Source organism: Mycolicibacter terrae (assembly GCF_010727125.1).
Taxonomy (GTDB): Bacteria; Actinomycetota; Actinomycetes; order Mycobacteriales; family Mycobacteriaceae; genus Mycobacterium; species Mycobacterium terrae.
Genome location: NZ_AP022564.1, coordinates 857,321 through 883,288, shown reverse-complemented (window position 1 = coordinate 883,288; position 25,968 = coordinate 857,321). Strand labels below are relative to the sequence as shown.

At 69.0% G+C, this 25,968-nt stretch carries 17 protein-coding genes and 1 pseudogene; 10 read left to right on the top strand and 8 right to left on the bottom strand.

The window, feature by feature from the left end; translation table 11 throughout:
- Positions 1–62 precede the first annotated feature (62 nt).
- Positions 63–3,383: an error-prone DNA polymerase gene (locus tag G6N23_RS04275; RefSeq protein WP_085260980.1), complete on the bottom strand. Its 3,321-nt coding sequence runs from the start codon at positions 3,381–3,383 to the stop codon at positions 63–65.
- Positions 3,384–3,494: 111 nt separating this feature from the next.
- On the opposite strand from G6N23_RS04275, the gene G6N23_RS04270 reads away from it, so the two are divergent.
- The gene (locus tag G6N23_RS04270) at positions 3,495–3,926 is read left to right on the top strand and encodes an MmpS family transport accessory protein (RefSeq protein WP_085260979.1); all 432 of its coding nucleotides are present in this window, start codon (positions 3,495–3,497) and stop codon (positions 3,924–3,926) included.
- Positions 3,923–6,829, top strand: coding sequence for an MMPL/RND family transporter (locus G6N23_RS04265; protein WP_085260978.1), 2,907 nt, complete (start codon positions 3,923–3,925; stop codon positions 6,827–6,829). The genes G6N23_RS04270 and G6N23_RS04265 overlap by 4 nt, the downstream gene beginning before the upstream one ends.
- Before the next feature lie 8 nt (positions 6,830–6,837).
- On the opposite strand, the gene G6N23_RS04260 is transcribed toward G6N23_RS04265, so the two are convergent.
- Complete coding sequence (locus G6N23_RS04260; protein WP_085260977.1) at positions 6,838–7,710, bottom strand: universal stress protein; 873 nt, start codon at positions 7,708–7,710, stop codon at positions 6,838–6,840.
- Between the two features lie 69 nt (positions 7,711–7,779).
- Between G6N23_RS04260 and otsB the strand changes: the two genes are divergently transcribed.
- Together otsB and G6N23_RS04250 are read left to right on the top strand one after the other, a co-directional pair.
- The gene (gene otsB, locus G6N23_RS04255) at positions 7,780–8,886 is read left to right on the top strand and encodes a trehalose-phosphatase (RefSeq protein WP_085260976.1); all 1,107 of its coding nucleotides are present in this window, start codon (positions 7,780–7,782) and stop codon (positions 8,884–8,886) included.
- A gap of 60 nt (positions 8,887–8,946) precedes the next feature.
- Positions 8,947–9,177 carry a hypothetical protein gene (locus G6N23_RS04250; RefSeq protein ID WP_085260975.1) on the top strand — a complete coding sequence of 77 codons (231 nt, stop codon included), beginning with the start codon at positions 8,947–8,949 and terminating at the stop codon, positions 9,175–9,177.
- A gap of 19 nt (positions 9,178–9,196) precedes the next feature.
- On the opposite strand, the gene G6N23_RS04245 is transcribed toward G6N23_RS04250, so the two are convergent.
- A complete protein-coding gene (locus G6N23_RS04245; protein ID WP_095173991.1) occupies positions 9,197–10,573 on the bottom strand; it encodes an HNH endonuclease signature motif containing protein in 1,377 nt (458 codons plus the stop codon).
- A 102-nt stretch (positions 10,574–10,675) separates the two neighbouring features.
- Here G6N23_RS04245 and G6N23_RS22675 point away from each other — a divergent pair.
- A pseudogene (locus G6N23_RS22675) lies at positions 10,676–11,902 on the top strand (integrase catalytic domain-containing protein).
- Between the two features lie 93 nt (positions 11,903–11,995).
- Here G6N23_RS22675 and G6N23_RS04235 read toward each other — a convergent pair.
- Positions 11,996–12,865, bottom strand: a complete 870-nt coding sequence (locus G6N23_RS04235; protein WP_085261291.1) for a MaoC/PaaZ C-terminal domain-containing protein — start codon at positions 12,863–12,865, stop codon at positions 11,996–11,998.
- Positions 12,866–12,957: 92 nt separating this feature from the next.
- On the opposite strand from G6N23_RS04235, the gene G6N23_RS04230 reads away from it, so the two are divergent.
- The 3 genes from G6N23_RS04230 (at position 12,958) to G6N23_RS04220 (ending at position 16,780) form a co-directional block, all read left to right on the top strand.
- Complete coding sequence (locus G6N23_RS04230; RefSeq protein WP_372508885.1) at positions 12,958–13,674, top strand: histidine phosphatase family protein; 717 nt, start codon at positions 12,958–12,960, stop codon at positions 13,672–13,674.
- A 102-nt stretch (positions 13,675–13,776) separates the two neighbouring features.
- A complete protein-coding gene (locus G6N23_RS04225; protein ID WP_085261372.1) occupies positions 13,777–15,816 on the top strand; it encodes an SDR family oxidoreductase in 2,040 nt (679 codons plus the stop codon).
- 10 nt (positions 15,817–15,826) lie between these two features.
- Positions 15,827–16,780, top strand: coding sequence for a nucleoside hydrolase (locus G6N23_RS04220; protein WP_085261293.1), 954 nt, complete (start codon positions 15,827–15,829; stop codon positions 16,778–16,780).
- Between the two features lie 90 nt (positions 16,781–16,870).
- On the opposite strand, the gene G6N23_RS04215 is transcribed toward G6N23_RS04220, so the two are convergent.
- The 3 genes from G6N23_RS04215 to guaA form a co-directional block, all read right to left on the bottom strand.
- Positions 16,871–18,466 (bottom strand): DNA polymerase Y family protein, encoded by a 1,596-nt coding sequence (locus G6N23_RS04215; protein ID WP_085261294.1) that lies wholly within the window; start codon positions 18,464–18,466, stop codon positions 16,871–16,873.
- Between the two features lie 11 nt (positions 18,467–18,477).
- A complete protein-coding gene (locus G6N23_RS04210) occupies positions 18,478–19,161 on the bottom strand; it encodes a DnaE2-dependent mutagenesis accessory factor ImuA' (protein ID WP_085261295.1) in 684 nt (227 codons plus the stop codon).
- A 250-nt stretch (positions 19,162–19,411) separates the two neighbouring features.
- Entirely contained in the window at positions 19,412–20,965 is a 1,554-nt protein-coding gene (gene guaA, locus G6N23_RS04205) for a glutamine-hydrolyzing GMP synthase (protein WP_085261296.1), read from the bottom strand.
- Positions 20,966–21,012: 47 nt separating this feature from the next.
- On the opposite strand from guaA, the gene G6N23_RS04200 reads away from it, so the two are divergent.
- Together G6N23_RS04200 and G6N23_RS04195 are read left to right on the top strand one after the other, a co-directional pair.
- Positions 21,013–21,813: a beta-phosphoglucomutase family hydrolase gene (locus G6N23_RS04200; RefSeq protein WP_085261297.1), complete on the top strand. Its 801-nt coding sequence runs from the start codon at positions 21,013–21,015 to the stop codon at positions 21,811–21,813.
- The gene (locus tag G6N23_RS04195) at positions 21,803–24,163 is read left to right on the top strand and encodes a glycoside hydrolase family 65 protein (protein WP_085261298.1); all 2,361 of its coding nucleotides are present in this window, start codon (positions 21,803–21,805) and stop codon (positions 24,161–24,163) included. Before G6N23_RS04200 ends, G6N23_RS04195 begins: the two co-directional genes overlap by 11 nt.
- A gap of 4 nt (positions 24,164–24,167) precedes the next feature.
- Here the strand turns inward: G6N23_RS04195 and G6N23_RS04190 are convergent, their stop codons facing one another.
- Complete coding sequence (locus G6N23_RS04190) at positions 24,168–25,889, bottom strand: GMC family oxidoreductase (protein WP_085261299.1); 1,722 nt, start codon at positions 25,887–25,889, stop codon at positions 24,168–24,170.
- Positions 25,890–25,968: the final 79 nt, after the last annotated feature.

Below are 25,968 nucleotides of genomic sequence, written 5' to 3'. Positions count from 1 at the left end.
CGTGCGGGATCCTGAGCTGAGGGTAATCGATGCCATTTGTCGCGACGGGCCGCCCTCGGGTGTCAGCGGAAGTCCCGGGACCGCGACCCCACCACCAACTCGAGGGCGCCCAGCCGCTCGGCCAGCACAGTGACTGCCCCGCTGGCGTTCTGCACCCGCCCGCGGATCAACAGCGCCGTCGCGGTCTGCGCCAATCGGCGATGCCGCGTCCACACCCCCGGCGTGCACAGCACGTTGACCATCCCGGTCTCGTCCTCGAGATTGACGAACGTCACCCCGCGGGCGGTCGCCGGCCGCTGCCGGTGCGTCACGGCGCCGGCCACCAGCACCCGGGTGCCGTCGGGGACGGCGGTGAGTTGCCCGGCCGGAACGACCCCGACCGCGTCGAGGTCGGCGCGCAGGAACTGGGTCGGGAAGCTGTCCGGAGACACCCCGGTGGCCCACACGTCGGCGGCGGACAGTTCGATCTGGCTCATCCCGGGCAGTGCCGGAGTCTGCCCATCAAATCCGGACACCCCCACCCCGGGCAACCGGTCCGGCCGCTGACCCGCCGCCGCCCCAGCCGCCCACAATGCCTCGCGACGCGCCATGCCGAAGCAGCCGAACGCGCCGGCGGTCGCCAACGCCTCGGCCTGCGGGGCAGAAAGCTGAACCCGCGCAGTCAAATCCAACATCGAAGCGAACGGCCCATGAGCCTCGCGGTCGGCCACCAGCCGCTCGGCGAGGTCGGTACCGATGCCACGGACCGCACCCAACCCGAGCCGGACCTGCGTACCGGCTTCGGCCAGCGTGGCGTGCGCCAGGCTGGCGTTGACGTCGGGGCGGTGCACCACGACCCCGTGCCGGCGGGCGTCGGCGACCAGCGACTGCGGCGAATAGAAGCCCATCGGCTGAGCCCGCAGCAGCGCGGCGCAGAACGCCGCCGGGTGGTGCAGCTTGAACCAGGCCGAGTAGAACACCAGCGACGCGAAGCTCATCGCGTGACTCTCCGGAAACCCGTAGTTGGCGAAGGCTTCCAGCTTTTCGTAGATCCGGTCGGCCACCGCGCCGGTGATGCCGTGACACTCGGCCATGCCGTCGTAGAACCTACTCCGCAGCCGGCGCATCCGCTCCGGGGACCGCTTGGAGCCCATCGCGCGCCGCAGCTGGTCGGCTTCGGCCGCGGTGAATCCGGCGCAGTCCACCGCCAGCGTCATCAACTGCTCCTGGAACAACGGAATTCCCAGGGTTTTTCGCAGTGCCCGCTCCATGCTCGGATGCTCGTAGGTCACCGGGTCGATGCCGTTGCGACGGCGAATGTAGGGATGCACCGACCCGCCCTGGATCGGCCCAGGGCGGATCAGCGCCACTTCCACCACCAGGTCGTAGAACACCCGTGGGCGCAGCCGCGGCAGAGTGGCCATCTGCGCGCGCGACTCCACCTGGAACACCCCGACCGAGTCGGCGCGGGCCAGCATCTCATACACCGCCGGCTCGGACAGATCGATTGCGGCCAGGTCCACCTCGATACCCTTATGCTCGGCCACCAGGTCGATCGCGTAGTGCAGCGCGGAGAGCATGCCCAGCCCCAGCAGATCGAATTTCACCAGACCGATTGCCGCACAGTCGTCTTTGTCCCACTGCAGCACACTGCGGCCGGGCATCCGCGCCCATTCCACCGGGCACACATCGGCGATCGGGCGGTCACAGATCACCATGCCGCCGGAGTGGATACCCAGATGCCTTGGCAGGTCGGCGATCTGGGTGGCCAAGTCGATCACCTGCCCGGGGATGCCTTCGATATCAGCGTCGTCGGCATGATTCAATGCACCCCACCGGCCCAGCTGCTTGCTCCAGGCGTCCTGCTGGCCCGGCGAGTAGCCCAGCGCGCGGGCCATGTCCCGCACAGCGCTGCGACCCCGGTAGGTGATGACATTGGCGACCTGGGCGGCGTGGTCGCGGCCGTATTTGCCGTAGACGTACTGGATCACCTCTTCGCGGCGATCCGACTCGATGTCGATGTCGATGTCGGGCGGCCCGTCTCGGGCCGGGGACAGGAACCGCTCGAACAGCAGCCCGTTGGCCACCGGATCCACCGCGGTGACACCGAGGGCGTAGCAGACCGCGGAGTTGGCCGCCGATCCCCGGCCCTGGCACAGGATGTCGCTTTCCCGACAGAACCGGGTGATGTCGTGCACCACCAGGAAGTAACCCGGAAACCCCAGCTGGGCAATGACTTCCAGCTCACGATCGATCTGAGCATAGGCGCGCGGCGCTCCCCCGGGCGGGCCATAGCGTTCGGCGGCGCCGGCCAGCGTCAGCTGCCGCAGCCAGCTGCCCTCGGTGTGTCCGTCCGGGACGTGAAACGGCGGCAGCTGCGGGGCGATCAGCGACAGCGAAAACGCGCACTGTTCACCGAGTTCGGCCGCCGCCGGCACCGCCGACGGGTGCGTCGCGAACAACCGGGCCATCTCCGCGCCGGAGCGCAGGTGCGCACCGCCGAGCGGAGCCAGCCGGCCGGCGGCGGCATCCAGGGACTGCCGGGCCCGGATCGCCCCCATCGCCATCGCCAGCCGGCCCCGGCCCGGCCCGGCGAAATGTGCTGCGGTGGTGGCCACCACCGAAACCCCGAATCGGGGCGCCAGCGCCGCCAGGGCTGCGTTGCGCTCGTCGTCGCAGGGATCGCCGTGCCGGGTCAGCTCGACACTGACCCGCGCGGCCCCGAACCGGTCCACCAGATCGGCCAGCGCCGCCGCGGCCGCGTCCGGGCCGCCGGTGGCCAGCGCCTGGCGGACATGCCCCTTGCGGCATCCGGTCAGGATGTGCCAGTGCCCGCCGGCCGCCTCGGTCAGCGTGTCCAGATCGAAACGCGGCCTGTCCTTTTCGCCGGCCAGGTGTGCGGCGGCGATCTGCCGTGACAACCGCCGGTAGCCCTCCGGGCCGCGGGCCAGCACCAGCAGGTGCGGGCCGGGCGGGTCCGGGTCGTCGGTGCGGGCCTTGAAAGTCCCGGCACAGGGAGAAGAACCCAGCGACAGCTCGGCGCCGAAGACGGTGGCTATCTGGTGTCCCGCGGCGGCCAGCTCGGCGGCCGCTTCGGCGAACCGCACCACCCCGTACAAACCGTTGTGGTCGGTCAGCGCGATCGCCCGCAGGCCCAGCCGGGCGGCCTCGGCGACCAGCTCCTGCGGCGTGCTGGCCCCGTCCAGGAAGCTGTAGGCGGAGTGCGCGTGCAACTCGGCATAAGGCGTGAAAGACCCCGTCGGGCCAGCCGGCCGGGGCCGCTCCGGCCGCGGCGCCGACCCGCGATCGGCCGACACACCGGCCGGCTGATCGGTGTGACGAGGCTTACCATTGAGCACTCGCTCCATTTCCGCCCAGCTCGGCGGCCCACTGCCCCAGCTCACCCCCACCACGATATCGAACGTGTGTGCGATTCGCGCCCCCTTGAGTGTTGAAAAGAACTTTGATGCACTAATCTGTGTCAGATTCCGGCACCACCCGAAAGGCAATTCTTGATGTTCGGCGTTGTCAGGCGCGCGTGGTTACCGCTGCTCATCGTGTTGGTTCTCATGGTCGGGGGGTTCGTCGTGAATCGCATTCGCGGCTATTTCGGCGGTGATGACAGCGGCAACAGCGCGGCCCCGTTCGAGGACACCAAGCCGTTTCACCCCAAAGTCGTGGTCTATGACATCTTCAGTCCGGACGGGACCTACGCCGACATCAACTATCTCGACCTGGAAGCTCTTCCGCAGCGGGTCGACGGCGCCGCCCTGCCGTGGTCACTGACGCTGTCGACCACCAATCCGGCGGTGAGCCCCAACATCGTCGCGCAGGGTGACGGCAGCACCATCGGCTGTCGGGTCACCATCGACGGCGAGCTCAAAGACGAACGAATCTCCAGCAGCCCCGTGAGCGCCCAGACCTTCTGCATTGTGAAATCAGGATGAGCAAACACCTCAGCGACGACGCCCCCACCGACACGCTGCCGGCGGCGCAGCCGCCCCACCGCGGCGCCATAGCGACATGGATCCGCCGGCTGGCGGTACCGCTCATCCTGGCCTGGTTGGCGATCACCGTGTTGGTGAACGTGATCGTGCCGCAACTCGACGAGGTCGGGGCGATGCGCGCGGTGTCGATGGCCCCCAAAGACGCCCCCTCGATGATCGCGATGATGCGCATCGGCAAGGTCTTCGACGAGTTCAAGTCGGACAGCTCGGCGATGGTGGTGCTCGAAGGCGACGAGCCGCTCGGCGACGACGCGCACGCCTACTACGACGAGCTGGTCACCAAGATGGAGGCCGACACCGAGCACGTCGAGCACATCCAGGACTTCTGGAGTGACCCGCTGACCGCGGCGGGGTCGCAGAGCCCGGACGGCAAGGCCGCCTACGTGCAGGTGTACCTGGCCGGCAACATGGGCGAGACCCTGGCCAACGACTCGGTCAAGTCCGTCCAGAAGATCATCGCCGACACCCCGGCACCGCCCGGCGTACACGCCTACGTCACCGGCGGGGCCGCCCTCAACGCCGACCAGCACATCGCCGGCGACAAGAGCCTGAAGGTCATCACCTCGCTGACGTTCGTGGTGATCATCGTGATGCTGCTGAATTTCTACCGGTCGATCGGCACCGTGCTGCTGGTGCTGGGCATGGTGGTGTTCGAGCTGGCCGCGGCCCGCGGCGTGGTGGCCGTGCTCGGCTTCTACAACATCATCGGCCTATCGACGTTCGCGGTGAACCTGTTGGTGACGCTGGCCATCGCCGCCTCGACGGACTACGCGATCTTCCTGCTCGGCCGCTATCAGGAAGCGCGGTCGCTCGGCGAGGACAAGGAGTCGGCCTTCCACACCATGTATCACGGCACCGCGCACGTGATCCTGGGCTCGGGGCTGACCATTGCCGGTGCGACCTTCTGCCTGTCATTCACCCGATTGCCCTACTTCAAGTCGCTGGGTGTCCCACTGGCCATCGGCATGGTGGTGGTGACGTTGGCGGCCCTGACCTTCGGTGCCGCGGTGGTGGCGGTGGCCAGCCGCTTCGGAATGCTCGAGCCCAAGCGGACGATGCGGATCCGCGCCTGGCGGCGGCTGGGCGCGATGATCGTGCGCTGGCCGGGGCCGGTGCTGGTGGCCACCACCGCGGTCTGCCTGGTCGGGCTGCTCACCCTGCCGGGGTATGAGACCAACTACAACGACCGCGAGTACATGCCGGACTACGTACCGGCCAACATCGGCTACGCCGCCGCCGACCGGCACTTCTCCCAGGCCCGGATGAACCCGGAGCTGTTGATGATCGAAACCGATCACGACCTGCGCAACCCGGCCGACTTCCTGGTCATCAACCGGATCGCCAAGCGAGTATTCGAGGTATCGGGTGTCGGACGGGTGCAGACCATCACCCGGCCGCTGGGCACGCCGATCGAACACACCACGATCCCGTTCGCGATGAGCATGCAGGGCACCACCCAGCAGCTGAACATGAAGTACCAGCTCGACAGCATGAAACGCATGCTGAAAATGGGTGAGGACATGCAGGTCTCCGTCGACAGCATGAAGGCGATGCTCGAGGTGACCCGCGAGATGTCGGCGACCACCCACAGCATGGCCCAGAAGATGCACATCATGCTCGGCGACATTCAGAAGCTGCGCGACGAGATGGCCGACTTCGACGACATGTGGCGCCCGATGCGCAGCTACTTCTATTGGGAGCCGCACTGTTTCGACATCCCGATCTGCTGGTCGATCCGGTCCATCTTCGACATGATGGACGGCATCGACGCGATGACCGAGGATTTCGAGCTGGTGCTGCCCGACATCGACAACCTCGACCGGCTGATGCCCCGGATGCTCGAGATCATGCCGCCGATGATCGAGACCATGGAAAACATGCGGACCACCCAGCTGAAGATGCAGTCCACCATGGAGGGCCTGCAGCTGCAGATGGAGAAGATGATGGAGGGCCAGAACGCCATGGGCAAGGCGTTCGACGACTCCAAGAACGACGACTCGTTCTATCTGCCGCCCGAAGCGTTCGACAACCCCGACTTCAAGCGCGGGATGAAGATGTTCCTGTCCCCCGACGGGCATGCGGTGCGGTTCATCATCAGCCACGAGGGCGACCCGATGTCCCCGGAGGGCGTCAGCCACATCGAGCCGATCAAGCACGCCGTGCACGAGGCGCTCAAGGGCACCCCGCTGGAGGGCTCCCGGGTCTATCTCGGCGGCACCGCGGCCATGTTCAAGGACATGAAGGACGGGTCGGCCTGGGACCTGATGATCGCGGGCATCGCCTCGCTGTGCCTGATCTTCATCATCATGCTGCTGATCACCCGGGCGATCGTGGCCTCGGCCGTGATCGTCGGCACCGTGCTGCTCTCACTGGGCACCTCATTCGGGATCTCGGTGCTGGTCTGGCAACACATCATCGGGCTGCATCTGCACTGGATGGTGCTGGCGATGAGTGTGATCATCCTGTTGGCGGTCGGCTCGGACTACAACCTGCTGCTGGTCTCCCGGATGAAGGAGGAGATGCGCGGCGGGCTCAAGACGGGCATCATCCGCGCCATGGGCGGCAGTGGCTCCGTGGTCACCTCGGCGGGCCTGGTGTTCGCCTTCACCATGATGTCAATGCTGGTCTCCGACCTGAAGGTGATCGGCCAGGTGGGCTCCACCATCGGACTGGGCTTGATCATCGACACCCTGGTGATCCGCTCGTTCATGACGCCGTCGATCGCCGCGCTGCTGGGCCGCTGGTTCTGGTGGCCGCAGCGGGTGTGGTCACGGCCGAGCCCGGTGGCCCAACAGGTCGCGCCGATCCCGGCCGCCGAGCCGGTCTCCGTCGGCCGGGTCTGACCGAAACCTCACGACCCCGGACGGACGACGAGCACCGGTGCATGCGCCGACTGCACTACCGCCAGGCTGACCGAGCCCAGCAGCATGCCGGTGAAGCCGCCGCGGCCGTGGCTGCCCACCACTACTAGCTGTGCCTGTTGCGACTGCTCGACCAGTTGGTCTGCCGGCCGGTCGCAGACCACCACGCGGCGCACCGTGACGTCGGGGTAGCGCTCCCGCCACCCGGCCAGCCGCTCAGCCAGTGCCAGTTCGCCGTCGGATTCCATTGCGGCCGCGTCGATGCCGGGGAAGTCGAGCACTCCGGTGTCGTGCCAGGCGTACACCGCCACCAGTTCCACCCCGCGCAGCGAGGCCTCCTCGAACGCCAGCGCCGTCGCGGCCTCCGACACCGGGGAGCCGTCGATGCCGACCACCACCGGCGCCGTGTCGGGGCGCGGGTTGCCGTCCGAAGGCCCTTCGTGGATGACCGCGACCGGGCAGTGCGCGTGCCGGACCAGTGACGAGCTGACCGAGCCGAGCAGGCTGCGACGCAGCAGCCCGTGCCCGCGGGACCCGACCACCAGCCGAGCGGCGTCGCGGCTCATCTCCACCAGCATCGGAACCGTCGAGCCGACCACGATCTCCGCGTCGACACGCAGATCCGCGCTGTGGGCCTCGGCGATCTTCGCGGCTTCCCTCAGGTGGCGTTCGCCCTGTTCATGCTGCCACTCGGTGTAGCCGGGCGGCATCGGCGTCTCGGGGAACGTCATCACCACCGGCGGAGCCAGCACATGGACCAGGGAGAGCGGGAGGTTGTGCAGAACGGCGTCGCGGGCCGCCCAGTCGACCGCCGCCTTCGACGACGGTGATCCGTCGACACCGACCAGGATTCCGGGGTTCACTCCTCCACGCTAAGCGGTGTGACACCGTGGTGACTACCTATCGTTGAACTCACAGAAGGCGGACCGAAGTTGCCCATCACGATCGACCCGCGCCGGCACGACGCGGTGCTGTTACGCATCGACGCAGGTGACGGAACTGCGGCGCTGACCGAGCGGCTGCAGCAGGCCGGGGTTCACGCCCAACCGGTGGCATCGGGCGCCGAGCTGGTGTCCGCGGCCGCCCGGCTGGGGGTGCGCCCGGGCCGGTGTGTGGTGCTCACCGACGCCGAATCTGACGTAATCCCCGCCCGTAGTGCGGGTTTCGCGCTGGTAATCGGCGTCGGACACGATGGCGGCGACGCGACGGTGGCCGGCCCGGACCAGATCGCGGTGCGCACCGGCGATCGGCCGATGTCAGCGCTGCCCGACGCGATGACCGCCCCGGAGTTGCGCGAACTCACCCGGCCGGTGGCCTTCTTCGACTTCGACGGCACGCTGTCGGAGATCGTCGACGATCCCGAGGCGGCCCGGCCGGTGGCGGGCGCGGTGGATGCGTTGGCCGCGTTGGCCGCCCAGTGTCCGGTCGCGGTGCTGTCCGGCCGCGATCTGGCCGATGTGCGGGCGCGGGTCGGTCTGGCCGGGATCTGGTACGCAGGCAGTCACGGCTTCGAGCTGACCGGCCCTGACGGCGCCCATCACCAGAACGACGCCGCCGCCGACGCGGTGCCGGTGCTGGCCGGCGCGGCCGCGTCGCTGCGCGAGCAGCTCGGGTCGGTGCCGGGAGTCGTGGTGGAGCACAAGCGATTCGCCGTTGCGGTCCACTACCGCAATGCGGCCCGGGATCGGGTCGGAGAAGCGTTGGCGGCGGTGCGTGACGCCGGGCGGCGCTTGGAGTTGCGGGTGACGACCGGCCGCGAGGTGATCGAGCTGCGCCCCGAGATCGACTGGGACAAGGGCCGCACGTTGCACTGGATACTGGACCGGCTGCCCGAGGGTGATCCGGTGATGCCGCTGTACCTCGGCGACGACATCACCGACGAGGACGCGTTCGACGCGGTGGCCGATCTGTCGGGCGCCGGAATCGTGGTGCGGCACACCGACGACGGCGACCGCGCCACCGCCGCCCGGTTCGCACTGGACAGCCCGGTCCAGGTGGCCGAGTTCACCGCTCGATTGGCCGGGCGGCTCCGCGGCTGACGGGCGGCTGGGGACTTCCGCCCCTTCCGCTGCGAGCCGGTGCGGTGATCGGATGTGGCCATGGACGCGTATACGGCCGCAGAGAACGCGGCGATCGGCAGTGAGTACCTGGAGTTCCCGGAGCTGGATGACCGCGACTTCCAGAAGCTTGCCCACGCCCGCGTCCAGAAACTGACCAAGATGTTCATGCCGTCCAACCACCCACCGGTGCTGGAGCTGATGGTGTCGATCTGGGTGGACGGCCTGGCCACCGGACTGCGGATGGCAGGCGAGGACGCCGTGAGGGGTTAGCCCCCAGGTCCGCAACGGGCTACGGATTTTCGTCGTCGTCTTTGCTGGAGTCGTTGTCGCGCAAGAGTTTTTCGGGGTGGTGGTAGTGGTTGGTGCGGGGTTGGCCGTGGTCGAGGTGGGGTGGGGGCAGGGTTTCGGTGGTGCCGTTGTGGGCTTTGCGGGTTTTCCAGCCGTGTGAGGTGATGAGTTGGTGGTGGGGGCCGCAGCGCAGGCTCAGCCCGTGGATGTCGGTGCGCCCGGTTTTGGCGTAGTCGGTGTCGTGGTGGACTTCGCAGTAGTAGCCGCCGATGGGGCAGCCCGGGTGGCTACAGCCCCGCTCTTTGGCATACAGCACGATGCGCTGCCCGGGTGAGGCCAGGCGTTTGGTGTGGAACAACGCGAGTTCTTTGGCGCCGTCATAGATGCGTAGGTAGTGGTGGGCGTGGGAGGCCATCGCGATGACGTCGCGTATGGGTAGCCAGGTGCCGCCGCCGGTGTGGGCTTTACCGGTACCGGCTTCTAGCTCGGCGAGGGTGGTCGAGACGATGATGGTGGCCGGCAGCCCATTGTGTTGGCCGAGATTCCCGGAGGCCAGCAGGGCACGTGCCATGGCGGTCAGGGCGTCATGGTTGCGTTGCGGTGCGCTGCGGGCGTCGGCGTCGATCTGGGCCTGGGTCGGCGTGCCGGCTACGCAGGGTGCGGGGTCGTCGGGGTTGCACATGCCCGGGGCGGCCCAGCGGGCCAGCACCGCATCGAGGGTGGCACGGGCGTGCGGGTCCAGGTAGCCGCTGATGGGGCTCATGCCGTCGCGGTCTTGGGGGCCCAACACCAGGCTGCGGCGTTTGGCGCGTTCCTCGTCGGTGTAGTTGCCGTCGGGGTGTAGGTGATCGGCCATGCGGTGGGCCAGGGTGGCCAGTTGATCGGGCCGGTAGCCGGCGGCCAGCTCGGTCAGTTCTGCTTCGGCACGCGCCAAGGTGGTGGCGTCGATGTCGTCGGGTAGGTAGGTGAAAAACGAGCGGATCACCGCGATATGCGCGACCCCGATGCGTCCCTGGCGTTGGGCGGTGGCCACCACCGGGCGCACCGGGTCCAGCGGCTCGCCGGTCAGGCTGCGTCGCGGACCGAGTTCAGCGGCTTCGGTGAGGCGCCGCCCAGCCTCCCCGCGAGTCAGATGCAGTTCGTCGGCGAGCACCCAGCGTGCCTTGCCGCCCAGCTCGTCGGGATCGGCCGCGGCCAACCGATTCACCAGAGGGTGCTCAACGGCGGGCAGCCGGCGCCGCAGCACCTCGCAGCGCCGCAACAACGCCATGCACTCCCGCGGTGTCAAAACCTCGAAGTCCAGTTCCAGCGCCCGGTCCAGCCCGGCGGTCAGCGCGTCGAAGACCTCGACGACCTCGTCCCGACTGTTCGAACACATGTGCTAATGATAGCAACGCACCCCGACCGCGTTGACTCATCAGAAATGCGCGCGTATGGGTGATTCGTTGCCTCATTGAGAATGCGCGCGTAGGCCCAAGTGATGGGGTTGACGTTGGCCGAGCGCAGAGCAGTAACGGAGACGACCGCAGTCCGCTACATCCTGGCGAGCAAGGGTGAGAAGAGCCGGATTCTGGACGAGTTGTGCGCTAACACCGGGTGGCATCGCAACCATGCGCGTAAAGCGCTGAAATCGGCGCTACAGCCCAAGATCGTCACCCACGTAGTCAGCGGCCGGTGAAGTACGGCGACGATGTCATCGCGGCGCTGGTGGTGTGCTGGACGGTACTGGGCATGCCGGCCGGGAAGCGGTTGGCGCCGATGCTCGGTGAGCTGGTCGGTGTTCTGCGTCATTTTCGAGAGCTCACGATCGACGAGGGCACCGCCGAGCTGCTGGTGTCGATGTCGGCGGCCACCATCGATCGTCGCTTGGCTGGGGAGCGCGCGAAACTACGGCCGCGTGGGCGGGTGGGTACCAAGCCTGGATCGCTGCTCAAAAGCCAGATCCCGGTGCGCACCTGGGCCCAGTGGGATGACGCGCGACCGGGATTCGTCGAGATCGACACGGTCTGGCATGACGGCGGCATCCGGGGCGGGGGCCATATCTCGACGTTGACGGTCACCGACGTCGCTACCGGGTGGACGGAGAACCGCTCGGTGGCTGAGCGGTCCGGGAAATGTGTCAAGGCAGCCCTGGATGACATCGCGCAGGCGATGCCGTTTCCGATTCTGGGCGTGGACAGTGATAACGGATCTGAATTCATCAATGACGACCTGTTCTGGTGGTGCTCCAACCGCAAGATCACCTTCACCCGGTCGCGGCCGGGCAACAAAAATGATGGCTGTCACGTCGAGCAGAAGAACTGGTCGGTGGTGCGGATGCTGGTGGGCTATTACCGCTACGACACCGCCTCGGAACTGTTGTTGCTCAACGAGATCTGGCGACTGCAATCGAAGCTGACGAACTTCTTTTACCCGCAGCAAAAACTGGTCTCAAGGTCCGAAAGGGGCCAAGGTTTCCAAGAAGCATGACAAAGCTGCCACTCCGTTTCACCGCGTGATCGATCACCCGGACATCACCGTCGAGCGCATCGTCGCGTTGACCCGCGCTTACTCGCTGATCAACCCGGCAGCCACCCAGCGCCAGGCCCAAGCGCTCACTGCGCGACTGTTCACCCTGGCCACGACCAAGGCCGGGGCCGCCGAACCTCCGATCAACAAGCGCGCACGATTACGTGAGGCAACGAATACCCCTACGCGCGCATCTTGACGTGAGGCAACAGGCCGACAAGAATCCGAATCCATCCACAAGCAAAACCACAGTGACACAAGTGAATACAGGGGCGTACGGGGCCGGAATACATCAGTCCCGGTATTCGGCCGCCCCGTCGTCGAGCACTACCCGCTGGTTGGCGCCGTCGGCACCGGCGGCCTCGGTGCGGAACACCGCCTTACCCGGCTCGGTGCGCCAAATCGAGGTCGTCAGCGTCTCCCCCGGGAACACCGGGTCGGTGAATCGCGCCGAGATCGCGCTGACCCGATGGGCGTCGCCACCGCCGAGTTCGGCCACCAGCGCCCGGCCGGCGAATCCGTAGGTGCACAGCCCGTGCAGGATCGGCTTGGGGAAACCGGCCAGTGTGGTGGCGAACCACGGGTCGCTGTGCAGCGGGTTGCGGTCGCCGGAGAGCCGATACAGCAGCGCCTGATCGTCCCGGGACACATACGCGACGCGCGAATCCGGCTCGGAGTCCGGGATTTGCGGGGAGCTCGGCCGCTGCCCCGGCGCCCCGCCGAAGCCACCGGCCTTGCGGATGACCAAGGTGGTCAGCGTCTCGGCGATCGGTTCGGAGGTCGCGGGGTCGGTGCCGCGCGCCCGCAGCATCACGACGGCGTTCTTGCCCTCCCCCTTGTCCTGGATGTCAGCCACCTCGGCGACCACCTGCAGGCTTCCGGCCGGCGGCAGCGGCGCGAACAGCCGCACCTCCTGGGAGCCGTGCAGCAGCATCGCCGGGTTGAAGGTGCCGATCCTGCCGGCCGCCGCGAAGCCCATGCAGCAGATGACGGCGTAGGTGGGCAGCACCTGCTGGGGAATGTCGTGGCTGTTCTCGGTGGTGAACGCCAAATCCGCCGTCCCGGCGCCGACCCCCAGCGCATAGAGCATGGTTTCGCGATCGGTCCATTCGACCAGCACCGGATCGGTGGTCACGCCGACGGCTGTCGGGTCCAGCGCCATAGAGTTCTCCTAACGGCGATCAGAAGCGGATTCGCCTCACCATTTCAGCAGAACCGGCCCCGTCGTCGCCGTCGACACGGCAGGCTGTCGCCATGGGGATGTGCAAGGCGAACCGCGGCAGAAGGTTGATCGGCGTGTTGGCGGCCGGGCTCGCCATGGCGCTGGTGCTCGGAGGTTGTTCGGGGACACCGCATCCGCGCATCATCACCCTGACCTTGGTCCGGCACGCGGAATCCGAGAGCAACGCCGCGGGGATCGTCGACACCTCGGTGCCCGGGCCGGGGCTGACCGAGAAGGGCCGCGCCGAGGCTCAGGAGATCGCCGATCAGCTCGCGCGCAATCACCACGACGGTGTCTACTCCTCCTCGATGGCACGCAGTCAGCAGACCGCCGCCCCGCTGGCGCGCGAGCTCGGCCGTCAGGTGCAGATCCTGCCTGGCCTGCGGGAGATCAACGCCGGCTGGTTCGCCGACAAGTCCAGCTCGGTGGTCAATGCCCCGTATCTACTCGCCCCGCAGGCCTGGATTCACGGTGACCGGACCACAGCCATACCCGGCTCGATCGACGGCAACCAGTTCAACGAGGAGTTCAGCGCCGCGGTCCAGCGGATCTACGACAGCGGAGACGCCAACCCGGTGGCGTTCTCACACGCGGCGTCGATCATGACCTGGACCCTGATGACCGTCAAGAATCCGCGCGATGAGCTGATGACCGACCATCCGCTGCCCAACATCGGCCGGGTGGTGGTCAAGGGCAGCCCCGGCACCGGTTGGAAGCTGGTGGACTGGGACGGCATTCGCGCGTTCTGAGCGTCGTGATGCCGGCTTGCGGCACGGTCGCAATGCGAGGTATCGGCCGGCAGCGGTGAATCGATGGTTGACGTGGCTGTCGAGACCCGCCACGATGACCGCATGCGTTATGTCGTTACCGGCGGTACCGGGTTCATAGGGCGGCGGGCGGTGTCCCGCCTGCTGGAGACACGGCCTGACGCGCAGGTCTGGGTGCTGGTGCGCCGCGCCTCGCTGGGCCGCTTCGAAGCCCTCGCCTCGCAAAGCGGCCATGCGTGGGGCGATCGGGCCAAACCGCTGGTCGGCGACCTGACGGCGGAGAACCTCGGGCTCACCGACACGGTGATCGCCGACCTCGGCAGCGTCGATCACGTGCTGCACTGTGCGGCGATCTACGACATCACCGCCGGTGCGGCCGAACAGCAGGCGGCCAATGTCGAGGGCACCCGCGCGGTGATCGGGCTGGCCCGGCGACTCGACGCCACCTTGGCGCACGTGTCCTCGATCGCGGTGGCCGGCGACTACGCCGGGGAGTTCACCGAGGACGACTTCGACATCGGCCAGCAGCTGCCGACCCCGTACCACCAGACCAAGTTCGAGGCCGAAGCGCTGGTGCGTGCGGCGCCGGGGCTGCGCTACCGGGTGTATCGCCCGGCGGTGGTGGTGGGCGATTCGCGCACCGGTGAGATGGACAAGGTCGACGGGCCCTACTACTTCTTCCCCCTGCTGGCCAAGCTGGCGGCGCTGCCCAGGCTGACCCCGATGGCCGTGCCCGCCACGGGGCGCACCAACGTCGTTCCGGTCGACTACGTGGTCGACGCGCTGATCGAGCTGATGCACGCCGACGGCTACGACGGACACACCTTCCACCTGACTTCGCCGAAATCCATTGGACTGCCCGAGATCTACCGGGCCGTCGCGGCCGAGGCCGGGCTGCCTGCGCTGCGCGCCAAGCTGCCCGGCGCGGTGGCGGCCCCGGTGCTCAACGCCGGCGGGCGGGCGCGGGTGTGGCGCAACATGCTGGCCACCCAGTTGGGTCTTCCCGGTGAGGTGCTCGACCTGGTGAACCTGCGGCCGACGTTCGTCGCCGACGCCACCCGCGCGGCCCTGAAGCGGACCGGTGCCGCGGTCACCGAAGCCCCTGAGTTCGCCGACTACGCACCGGCGCTGTGGCGGTACTGGGCGGCGCACCTGGATCCCGACCGCGCCCGCCGGGACGATCCGGCCGGTCCGCTGGTCGGGCGGCACGTCATCATCACCGGGGCGTCCAGCGGTATCGGCCGGGCCTCGGCGATCGCCGTGGCCGAGCGCGGCGCCACGGTGTTCGCGCTGGCCCGCAGCGCCGGCGCCCTCGACGAACTGGTGGCCGAGATCCGCGCCGGAGGCGGACAGGCCCACGCGTTCAGCTGCGACGTCACCGATTCGGCGTCGGTGGAGCACACGGTCAAGGACATCCTGGGCCGATTCGGCCACGTCGACTACCTGGTCAACAACGCCGGCCGGTCGATCCGCCGCTCGGTGGTGAACTCCACCGACCGGCTGCACGACTACGAGCGCACGATGGCGGTCAACTACTTCGGGGCGGTGCGCATGGTGCTGGCATTGCTGCCGCACTGGCGGGAACGCCGGTTCGGGCATGTCGTCAACGTCTCCAGCGTGGGGGTACAGGCGAACAGCCCCAAGTACAGCGCGTACGTGCCCACCAAAGCGGCGCTGGACGCGTTCGCCGACGTGGTGTCGACCGAAACCCTGTCGGACCACATCACCTTCACCACCATCCACATGCCGCTGGTGGCCACCCCGATGATCGCGCCGACCGGAAAACTGGTGCCGATGGGGGCGATCAGCGCCGAACACGCGGCGGCCATGGTGGTGCGCGGCCTGGTCGAGAAGCCGGACCGGATCGACACGCCGTCGGGCACGCTGGGCCAGGCCGGCAACTACTTCACGCCCCGGCTGTCGCGCCGGATCCTGCACCAGCTTTATCTGGGCTACCCGGACTCGGCTGCCGCGCGCGGTGTGGCGCCCGCTGAAGCTGCCGAACCCGTTGCAGCACACCCGACTCGACGCCACCCCAAGCGACCGGCTCGGGCGATCACCCGGGTGCGGGTGCCTCGCCCGGTCAAGCGAGCAGTACGGCTTGTGCCCGGCGTGCACTGGTGATCACGCGGCTGTGACACTGCCTGTCTTCGCCGACGTCGACACCGGCGTCGACGACGCGGTCGCGCTGGTGTATCTATTGGCCAGCCCGGACGCCGAACTTGTCGGCCTCGCCTGCACCGGTGGAAATGTTGCGGTGCAACAGGTCTGCCGCAACAACCTGGCCCTGCTGGAACTGTGCGGGGCCCCTGGCATCCCGGTGTCCAAGGGCGCCGAGGCACCGCTGAACGGACCGGTCCACACCGCCGAGACCATCCACGGGCCGCAGGGGCTGGGCTATGCCGAGTTGCCTTCCGGCGCCGGCCGACTCACCGGGCATGACGCCGCCGCGGCGTGGGTCGCCGCCGCGGAGGCGCACCCGGGGCAGCTGATCGGGCTGGCCACCGGTCCGCTGACCAACCTGGCCCTGGCGCTGCGGGCCGAACCCGCACTGCCCACGCTGCTGCGCCGGCTGGTGATCATGGGCGGCGCGTTCTCCGGCGAGCGGGCCGGTCGACCCGAGTTCAACATCGGGTTCGATCCCGAGGCGGCCGCCGAGGTGCTCACCTCCTGGGTAGCTGTTGCGCCCCAACGGCTTCCGATAGTGTGCGGGCTGGATCTGACCCGTCAGATCGCGATCACACCGGCGATCCTGGCACTGCTGCCGGCACCGGCGGACAGCCCGGTGGTCCGGTTGCTCGACGACGCGCTGCGGTTCTATTTCGAAGCGCACGAAGGCCGGGGCCACGGATACCTGGCGTATCTGCACGATCCGCTGGCTGCGGCGATCGCGCTGGAACCCGAACTGGTGACGACCCGTCCGGCAGCGGTACAGGTCGAGTTGTCGCCCACGGCGGCGCGTGGGCGGACGATCCCCGACTGGGATGCCGAGCTGCCCAACGCGCTGATCGGTGTCGGCGTCGACCCGACAGCGTTCTTCGACCGGTTCGTGCAGCGGGTCGGAGCGTTGGCCCGCCGCCTGGGCTGAGCCTCGCTCCCCCCACCGAGCGTGCACTGACTGCGATTTCGGAGCCGGATTTTCGCAGTGGTTACACGTTCGGCGCGGGCCGCAGCTGGGTCACTCATAGCTGCCCTCCAGGTACCACCGCCGCAGCCGGTAGCACAACAGCAGTGCCGCGCCGGGCGCGCCGCCATCCGGCGAGTCCTCCAGCAGCGCCTGGACCCGGGCGGTGCGCCCCGATCCCGGGCCTTCCCGCTGCGGATCCCACCACCGCTCGTCGACCGGCCAGGGCCCGGCCCACCAGCGCAGCCGGTCGTGCCGGCCCCGGGCGACCAGCCATACCGGGTCGGTGGAGAACAGTCCCCGGCCGGTCACCCGGACCGGATTGCGTTCGGCGTCAAGAAGTTCCACCGGATCGTCGAGCAGCACCGCCGGCGACGGCTCGGGCAGCCGGCCGGGCCACGGCTGGCGCGGGTCGGCCATCGGCACCAGCTCGTCCCCCAGCGGGGTCAAGGTGATGCGCTCCGCCGGCCCGCGGCCACCGGACAGCACCGGCACCCGCACCGCCTCCGGGCCGAGCAGGCCCTGCACCCGCACCAGTGCCCGGCGGGCCCGCAGCCGGCCCTCTTCACCTGCGGGTCCCCACAGCGGCAGCTGCAGTGCCTCGGTCGCCGAGAGCACTTCCACCGGCTGCAGCCGTAGCAGCGTCACCGGGCCGGTGGGCCGGTCGCGGCTGACGCGGCTGTTCAGCCAGCCGTCCAGTTGCCAGCGCACCCGGTCGGCGGTGGCGTCCTCGGTCAACGGCTCGGCGCACCGCCACACCCGGGTCAGCTCTTCCCCGGTGTCGGTGACGGCGTGAATGGCCAGCCGGGTGCAGCCGACGCCGGCGGCCATCAGGGTCCGGTGCAGCTCGCCGGCCAGCGAGCGGCCGGCGAACGCCGCGGCATCGACCCGGTCGATCGGCGGATCGCAGTGCAGCACGGCATCGAGGTCCGGTGTCGGCTCCCGCCCGGACGGCCCGCGTTCCGGCTCGCCGCGGGCGAACCGGTGTGCGATGAGCGCATCAAGACCGAACCGTGATGTCACATCCGGGCGCGGTAGCGCGGCGAACTGTCCGATGGTGCGAATCCCCAAGCGCCACAACAGGTCAACCAGGCTGTCGCGACCGGGTCCGGACAGGCTGGGCTCGGCGGCCAGTTGCCGGATCGACAACGCCGACAGGAATCGGGCATCTCTTCCGGGCGGCACCACGGCGCCGGCGCGGGCGGCGAGCACCGCGGCGGAGAGCCCATCGGCGATCCCGACCTGGCATTCGACATCGGCGGCGGCCACCGCGTCGACGAGGCGTTCGGCGGCTTGCCCCTCGGAACCGAAGGCCCGGGCCGCGCCGCGCACCGACACCACCAGCAGGCCGGGCCGCAATACCTCGGCCGCCGGCACCAGTTCGTCGACCGCAGCCAGGACCGGTTCGAACAACCGGGCGTCGCGGTCGGTGTCGGCGGCCACCACGTGCAGTGGTGGGCAGCGGGCCGCGGCTTCCCTGCGCCGCAGCCCACGCCGCACTCCCGCCGCGCGGGCGCCCGCCGAGCAGGCGATCACCCGGTTGGCCAGGGTGACCGCGATCGGCGCGGTGGCCGGCAGGCCCGCCGCGGCCGCCGCGGCGACCGCGGGCCAGTCCATGCACCACAGCGCCAGTACTCGGGAATCGGCCATGAGAAGACCCGCTACCCGACTCTGGTTCGCCCGGCCGCGCGTCCGGCGGCCCGCACCTCGAGCCGCACCGCGCCGATCCGTCCGAAGCCGGAGATGGCGCCGCAGCCCGTCATCTTGTCGCCTACCGTCTCATAGCCGCTCACCCGGGCATCGAGCTGCAGCGCCGCGCCCCGCCAGTCACCGTCGCAGACCAGCAGGGCGCAGCCGCGGTGGCGGGCCCGGGCCAGCACCACCCGGGTGCGCGCCGGTGGCACGTGGCGCCCGCCCAGGCCGAGCACCACCAGATCCATGCCGTCCATCAACACCGTGGCCACCTCCACCGGATCGTTGCCGGGGTCGGGGATCACCGCGAGCCGGCTCAGGTCGGCGCCCATCTCCGCGGCGGCCAGCAGCCCGGTGTCGGGCTGGCCGACGATGGCCGCGTTACCGCCGGCCCCCGTCACCGCGGCCACCATGCTCAGCACCAGTGAGCGGGCCCCTGCGGCCACCGCCACCGTGCCCCGCGGCAACCCCGCGGGCAGCACCCCGGCCAGCAGCGGCGGGACCGGCAGCACATTCTCGGAGGCTGGGACGGCGTCGGGCGGCCGCCGGCCGGCGCCCACTTTCCCGGCCACCGCCGCCATCTGCAACCGCAGCTGTTTCAGCTGGTCAGCACGGTCGTTATGACGTTGACCCAAGCTCGCAGCCGCCGTCATGATCGCCTCCGGAGAACTCGCATCGATTCGAAACTTTGTTCGATTGATCCGAGTGAACACTTCCCCACCGACAAACGTCAAGCCGGGCAGGGCGGCCGCGAATCACCGGCCCCGCGCGTCACATCTGCACCGCGTCAGCAGAGCCTCGGAGCGGACCGGTAGTCGCTCAGAGGCGGGCAATCGCATTATCGATGTGGACCGGTGACGCCTGAGGCGGATGTTCCCACAGTGCGGCAAGTGACGGACGTGCCTACTCCCACTCGATGGTCCCCGGCGGTTTGCTGGTGATGTCCAGCACGACCCGGTTGACCTCGGCAACCTCGTTGGTGATCCGGGTGGAGATGCGCTCCAGCACCTCATAGGGCACCCGGGTCCAGTCGGCGGTCATGGCGTCCTCACTGGACACCGGCCGCAACACGATCGGATGCCCGTAGGTGCGGCCGTCACCCTGCACCCCGACCGAGCGGATGTCGGCAAGCAGCACCACCGGGCACTGCCAGATCTGGTGGTCCAGACCGGCGGTGGTCAACTCCTCGCGGGCTATCGCGTCGGCCTGGCGTAGTGTCGCCAACCGCTCAGAAGTGACCTCGCCGACGATCCGGATCCCCAGCCCCGGGCCCGGGAACGGCTGGCGCCCCACGATCACCTCCGGCAGCCCCAATTCACGCCCGACCGCGCGCACTTCGTCCTTGAACAGCAGCCGCAGCGGCTCGACGAGAGTGAACTTCAGATCATCGGGCAGTCCGCCGACGTTGTGGTGGCTCTTGATGTTCGCGGTGCCGGCGCCCCCACCGGATTCCACCACGTCCGGATACAGCGTGCCCTGCACCAGGAAGTTGATCTCCTCATCGGCGGCCAGATCACGCACCGCGCCCTCGAAGGCGCGAATGAACTGCCGGCCGATGATCTTTCGCTTGCCCTCGGGATCGGACACCCCCGCCAACGCGTCGAGGAATACCTCGGCGGCGTCCACCGTGACCAGCCTTGCCCCGGTGGCGGCGACGAAGTCCTCCTGCACCTGCTCACGCTCCCCGGCGCGCAACAGCCCGTGATCGACGAACACACACGTCAGCCGGTCACCGATGGCGCGCTGCACCAGCGCCGCGGCCACCGCGGAATCCACCCCGCCGGACAGTCCGCAGATGGCGTGACCGTCACCGATCTCCGAGCGCACCTGCTCGATCAGCGCGTCGGCGATGTTGGCAGGTGTCCAGGCCGCATCGATGCCGGCGAACTCGTGCAGGAACCGGCTGAGCACCCGCTGCCCGTAGGGGGTGTGGATCACCTCCGGGTGGTACTGCACCCCGGCCAGCCGGCGGGCCCGGTTCTCGAACGCGGCCACCGGGGCGCCGGCGGTGGTGGCCACCACCGCGAACCCGTCCGGCACGTCGGTCACCGCGTCGCCGTGGCTCATCCACACCGGCTGGGTGTCCGGGAAGCCCGAATGGAGTTCGCCGCCGGTGACTTTCAGCTCGGTGCGGCCGTACTCACTGGTGCCGGTGCGCTCGACGGTGCCGCCCAGTGCGGCCGCCATGGCCTGGAAGCCGTAGCAGATGCCGAACACCGGCACCTCGAGGTCGAACAGCGCCGGATCGAGCCGGGGGGCGCCGTCGGCGTAGACACTGGCCGGCCCGCCGGACAGCACGATCGCCCGCGGGTTGCGCGCGGCGATCTCCTCGACGGTCGCGGTGTGCGGGACGACCTCGGAGAACACCCGCGCCTCCCGGATCCGGCGGGCGATCAGTTGGGCATACTGCGCGCCGAAGTCGATGACCAACACGGGGTGAGACGATGGGGACGACACCGCAGAGAGTTTAGTGGCCGCTAAACACAGCCGATCCGACGGCGGGCATGGTGAAGTGGACACAGCCCGAGCCGGAAGGGAGAGCGTCCATGGTGCTGGGCCTGCCCGACACGGTGCGCGCCTGCCTGTTCGACCTCGACGGCGTGCTCACCGACACCGCCGGCGTGCACACCCGAGCCTGGAAGAGCATGTTCGACAGTTATCTGTCGGCGCGCGCCGAGCGCACCGGTGCGCCGTTCGTGCCGTTCGACCCGGTGGACGACTATCTGCGATTCGTCGACGGCCGGAAACGCGACGACGGGGTGCGCACCTTTCTGGCCAGCCGCGACATCGTGCTGCCCGAAGGCGGCGACGACGACCCGCCCGACGCCGAAACCGTGCACGGTTTGGGCAATCGCAAGAACGAGGCGTTTCGGGCGACGCTGCAGGCCGACGGGGTGGAGGTGTTCGCCGGCTCGCGACGCTACCTGGCGGCGGTCACCGCGGCGGGCCTGGCCACCGCGGTGGTGTCGGCCAGCGCCAACGCCGGCGAGGTGCTGGCGATCACCGGCCTGGACAAGTTCATCGCGCAGCGTGTCGACGGCGTGACACTGCGCACCGAACACATCGCGGGCAAGCCGGCCCCGGACTCGTTCCTACGGGCGGCGCAGCTGCTCGGTGTGGCACCCGCGGCGGCCGCGGTATTCGAAGATGCACTATCGGGGGTGGCGGCCGGACGGGCCGGCGGGTTTGGATACGTGGTGGGCGTCGATCGGGTGGGTCAGGCCGAAGACCTGCGCAGCCACGGCGCCGATGTCGTCGTCACCGATCTGGAGGAACTGTTGCGAAGGCAAGCCGATGATTCCTGACGACCATTTTCCGATCGAACCGTGGCAGCTCCGCGAAGCCCGGCTCGACCTGGATCTGCTCGGGCAGACCGAATCCCTGTTCACGCTGTCCAACGGGCACATCGGGTTGCGCGGCAACCTCGACGAGGGCGAGCCCTACGGCCTGCCCGGCACCTACCTGAATTCGTTCTACGAGGTGCGGCCGCTGCCCTACGCCGAAGCCGGGTTCGGCTATCCGCAAGCCGGCCAGACCGTCGTCGACGTGACCAACGGCAAGATCATCCGGCTGATGGTCGACGACGAGCCGTTCGACGTCCGCTACGGCGAACTGATCGACCACGAGCGCGTCCTCGACATGCGGGCGGGCACCCTGACCCGACGCGTGCACTGGCACTCCCCGGCGGGCAAACAGGTCAAGGTGCACTCGGTCCGGCTGGTCTCGCTGGCCCAGCGCAGCGTCGCGGCAATCGAATACGTCGTCGAGGCGGTCAACGAATTCGTGCGTGTGACAGTGCAATCCGAGCTGGTCGCCAACGAGGACCAACCGCCGACCTCGGGCGACCCGCGAGTCGCGGCGATCCTGGATAACCCGTTGGAGGCCGTGGAACGGGAGACCACCGACCGCGGCGCGGTGCTGGTGCACCGCACCCGGGCCAGTGGGCTGATGATGGCCGCGGCGATGCACCACGACATCGAGGTGCCCGGCCGGGTCCAGGTCAGCACCATGGCGATTTCCGACGTGGCGGCGACCACCGTGGTGTGCGGGCTGCGCCCGGGACAGAAGCTGCGGATCGTCAAGTACCTGGCCTACGGCTGGTCCAGCGAGCGGTCCCGGCCCGCGCTGCGCGACCAGGCCGTCGCCGGGCTGACCGGAGCCCGCTACAGCGGCTGGCAGGGCCTGCTCGACGCCCAGCGGGCCTACCTCGACGAGTTCTGGGACGGCGCCGACGTCGAGGTCGACGGCGACCCGGATTGCCAGCAGGCGGTCCGCTTCGCGCTGTTCCACCTGCTGCAGGCCAGCGCTCGCGCCGAACGCCGGGCGATTCCCAGCAAGGGCCTGACCGGCACCGGCTATGACGGTCACACCTTTTGGGACACCGAGGGTTTCATCCTTCCGGTGCTGACCTACACCGCTCCGCACGCGGCGGCCGATGCACTGCGCTGGCGGTCGACGACACTCGATCTGGCCCGGGATCGGGCCACCGAACTCGGGCTGGCCGGGGCGGCGTTCCCGTGGCGGACGATCCGTGGCCAGGAGTGCTCGGGATACTGGCCGGCCGGGACGGCGGCCTGGCACATCAACGCCGACATCGCGGCGGCGTTCGAGCAGTACCGGATCGTCACCGGGGACGGTTGCCTGGAGGCGGAGTGCGGGCTGGCGGTGCTGGTCGAGACCGCACGGCTGTGGCGGTCACTGGGTCACCACGACCGGCACGGCGTGTGGCACCTGTCCGGAGTGACCGGACCCGACGAGTACACCGCGATCGTCCGGGACAACGTGTTCACCAATCTGATGGCCGCCCACAACCTGCGCACCGCCGCCGAGGCGTGCGCACGCCATCCCGATGCCGCCCACGAGCTGGATGTCACCACCGAGGAGATGGCCGGCTGGCGAGACGCGGCCGACGCGACGCACATCCCCTACGATGAGGAACTCGGCGTGCACCCGCAGTGCGACGGGTTCACCTCCGCCGCGGAGTGGGACTTCGACAACCGGACCACCTACCCGTTGCTGCTCAACGAACCCTATGTGCGGCTCTACCCGGCCCAGGTGGTCAAGCAGGCCGACATCCTGCTGGCCATGCACTGGCGCAGCCACCTGTTCAGCCCCGAAGAGAAGGCCCGCAACGTCGACTACTACGAGCGGCGCACGGTGCGGGACTCGTCACTGTCGGCCTGTACCCAGGCGGTGATGTGCGCCGAGGTGGGGCATCTGGAACTGGCCCACGACTACACCTACGAAACCGCCTTCGTCGACCTGCGCGATCTGCACGACAACACCCGCGAAGGGCTGCACCTGGCGGCGCTGGCCGGGACATGGCTCTCGCTGGTGGCCGGGTTCGGCGGCCTGCGTGACGACGAAGGCGTGCTGGCGCTGGATCCGGCTCTGCCGGAGGGGATCTCACGCCTTCGATTCCGGTTGCGTTGGCGGGGGTTCCGCGTCACGGTCTGTGCCACCGACAACGACGTCACCTACACGCTGCGCGACGGGCCCGACGGCCGGCTGATGATTCACCACGGCGGCAAGGAACTCGAACTGACCACGCAGTCACCCACGACGGTGCCGGCGCGCCGGCGCGAACCGCTGCTGCCGCCGCCGCAGCAGCCGCCCGGCCGCGAACCCAACCACCGGCGCCACGTCGCGCGGTGAGGCCTCAGGCGATGCCCGAGGCCCAGCGCAGCGCGCCGACGGCCTGGTCGGGCACCGCCGGGTTCTTCGGCGCGATCGGGTCCAGTCGCCGGTAGGGCTCGCCCTGGGCCGGCCGCTGGTCGGTCTCGCCCTTGTTCGGCCACAGTGACGCGGCCCGTTCGGCCTGGGCGGTGATCGACAGCGACGGGTTGACGCCGAGGTTGGCCGAGACCGCCGCGCCGTCCATCACCGCCAGCGTCGGGTAGCCGTACACCCGCTGGTAGGCGTCGATGACACCGTGCTCGGGACTGTCCCCGATCGCCGCCCCGCCCAGGAAGTGCGCGGTGAGCGGGATGTTGAACAGCTCGCCCCAGGTCCCTCCGGCCACCCCGTCGATCTTGGCCGCGAGGCGGCGGGTGACCTCGTTGCCGACCGGGATCCAGCTCGGGTTCGGTTCGCCGTGGCCCTGCTTGCTGGAGTAGCGGCGGAAGCCCAACTTGCCGCGTTTGGTGAAGGTGGTGATCGAGTTGTCCAGGTGCTGCATGACCAGCGCGATCACGGTGCGCTCGCTCCACTGCCTGGGGTTCAGCAGCCGCAGGATGTGCGCGGGGTCCTCGCGGGCCTGGTCCACCAGCTGCCGCCAGCGCGGAACGTCGGTCCCCTGCGGACCCGCGCCGTCGGTCATCAGGGTCTGCAGCAGACCCATCGCGTTGGAGCCCTTGCCGTAGCGGACCGGTTCGACGTGGGTGTCGGCGGTGGGATGGATCGAGGAGGTGATCGCCACGCCGTGAGTCAGGTCCAGCTCCGGGTTGACGTTCAGCGTCGCCGCTCCGACGATGGACTCGGAGTTGGTGCGGGTCAGCACGCCCAGCTTCGGGGACAACCCGGGCAGTCTTCCGCTGTCCCGCATCTTGAACAGCAGCCGCTGGGTGTTGTAGGTGCCGGCGGCCAAAATCAGATACCGCGCGGTGAAGGTCCTGCGATGCCGGCGTGCCCGCAGGCCGGTGCGCACCGTGCGCACCTGCCACAGTCCATCGCCGCCCTGCTCGAAGGCGGTCACAGTCGTCATCGGATGCACTTGTGCGCCGGCGGATTCCGCCAGATACAGGTAGTTCTTCACCAGGGTGTTCTTGGCGCCCCAGCGGCAGCCCGTCATGCACTCGCCGCACTCGATGCAGCCGGTGCGCTGCGGGCCGGCGCCGCCGAAGTACGGGTCGGCCACCGTCTTGCCCGGGGTCTTCTCCCCGCCCTCCCCGAAGAACACCCCGACCGGCGTGGGCACGAACGTGTCACCGACCCCCATGTCGTCGGCGACCTGCTTGATGATGCGGTCGGCGTCGGTGAACGTCGGGTTCTTGACCACCCCGAGCATCCGCTGCGCCTGGTCGTAGTGCGGCATGAGCTCGGCACGCCAGTCGGTGATGTGCGCCCACTGCTTGTCGGCGAAGAACGGCTCGGGCGGCACGTAGAGCGTGTTGGCGTAGTTCAGCGAACCGCCGCCCACCCCCGCCCCGGCCAGCACCATCACATTGTCGAGCAGGTGGATTCGCTGGATGCCGTAGCAACCGAGCTTCGGCGCCCACAGGAAATCACGCAGGTGCCAGGAGTTCTTGGCGAAGTCCGCGTCGGCGTAGCGGCGTCCCGCCTCCAAAACGCCTACGCGATAACCCTTCTCGGTCAGTCGCAGCGCGCTGACGCTGCCACCGAAACCCGAACCGATGATCAGTACGTCGTAATCCGGCCGCATCGCACCAGTATGCACCAGCCAGTACCGGCGGTAGCAGGGTCGTCGAGGCTACATTTCGGCCCGTTTTTTGTCGCCGGGA

Bases quoted from the DNA above. Each gene is read 5' to 3' on its own strand.
- G6N23_RS04270 (WP_085260979.1), top strand. From the start codon at position 3,495: ATGTTCGGCGTTGTCAGGCGCGCGTGGTTACCGCTGCTCATCGTGTTG.
- G6N23_RS04265 (WP_085260978.1), top strand. From the start codon at position 3,923: ATGAGCAAACACCTCAGCGACGACGCCCCCACCGACACGCTGCCGGCG.
- G6N23_RS04250 (WP_085260975.1), top strand. From the start codon at position 8,947: ATGGACGCGTATACGGCCGCAGAGAACGCGGCGATCGGCAGTGAGTAC.
- G6N23_RS04245 (WP_095173991.1), bottom strand. From the start codon at position 10,573: ATGTGTTCGAACAGTCGGGACGAGGTCGTCGAGGTCTTCGACGCGCTG.
- G6N23_RS04235 (WP_085261291.1), bottom strand. From the start codon at position 12,865: ATGGCGCTGGACCCGACAGCCGTCGGCGTGACCACCGATCCGGTGCTG.
- G6N23_RS04230 (WP_372508885.1), top strand. From the start codon at position 12,958: ATGGGGATGTGCAAGGCGAACCGCGGCAGAAGGTTGATCGGCGTGTTG.
- G6N23_RS04225 (WP_085261372.1), top strand. From the start codon at position 13,777: ATGCGTTATGTCGTTACCGGCGGTACCGGGTTCATAGGGCGGCGGGCG.
- G6N23_RS04215 (WP_085261294.1), bottom strand. From the start codon at position 18,466: ATGGCCGATTCCCGAGTACTGGCGCTGTGGTGCATGGACTGGCCCGCG.
- G6N23_RS04210 (WP_085261295.1), bottom strand. From the start codon at position 19,161: ATGACGGCGGCTGCGAGCTTGGGTCAACGTCATAACGACCGTGCTGAC.
- G6N23_RS04200 (WP_085261297.1), top strand. From the start codon at position 21,013: ATGGTGAAGTGGACACAGCCCGAGCCGGAAGGGAGAGCGTCCATGGTG.
- G6N23_RS04195 (WP_085261298.1), top strand. From the start codon at position 21,803: ATGATTCCTGACGACCATTTTCCGATCGAACCGTGGCAGCTCCGCGAA.
- G6N23_RS04190 (WP_085261299.1), bottom strand. From the start codon at position 25,889: ATGCGGCCGGATTACGACGTACTGATCATCGGTTCGGGTTTCGGTGGC.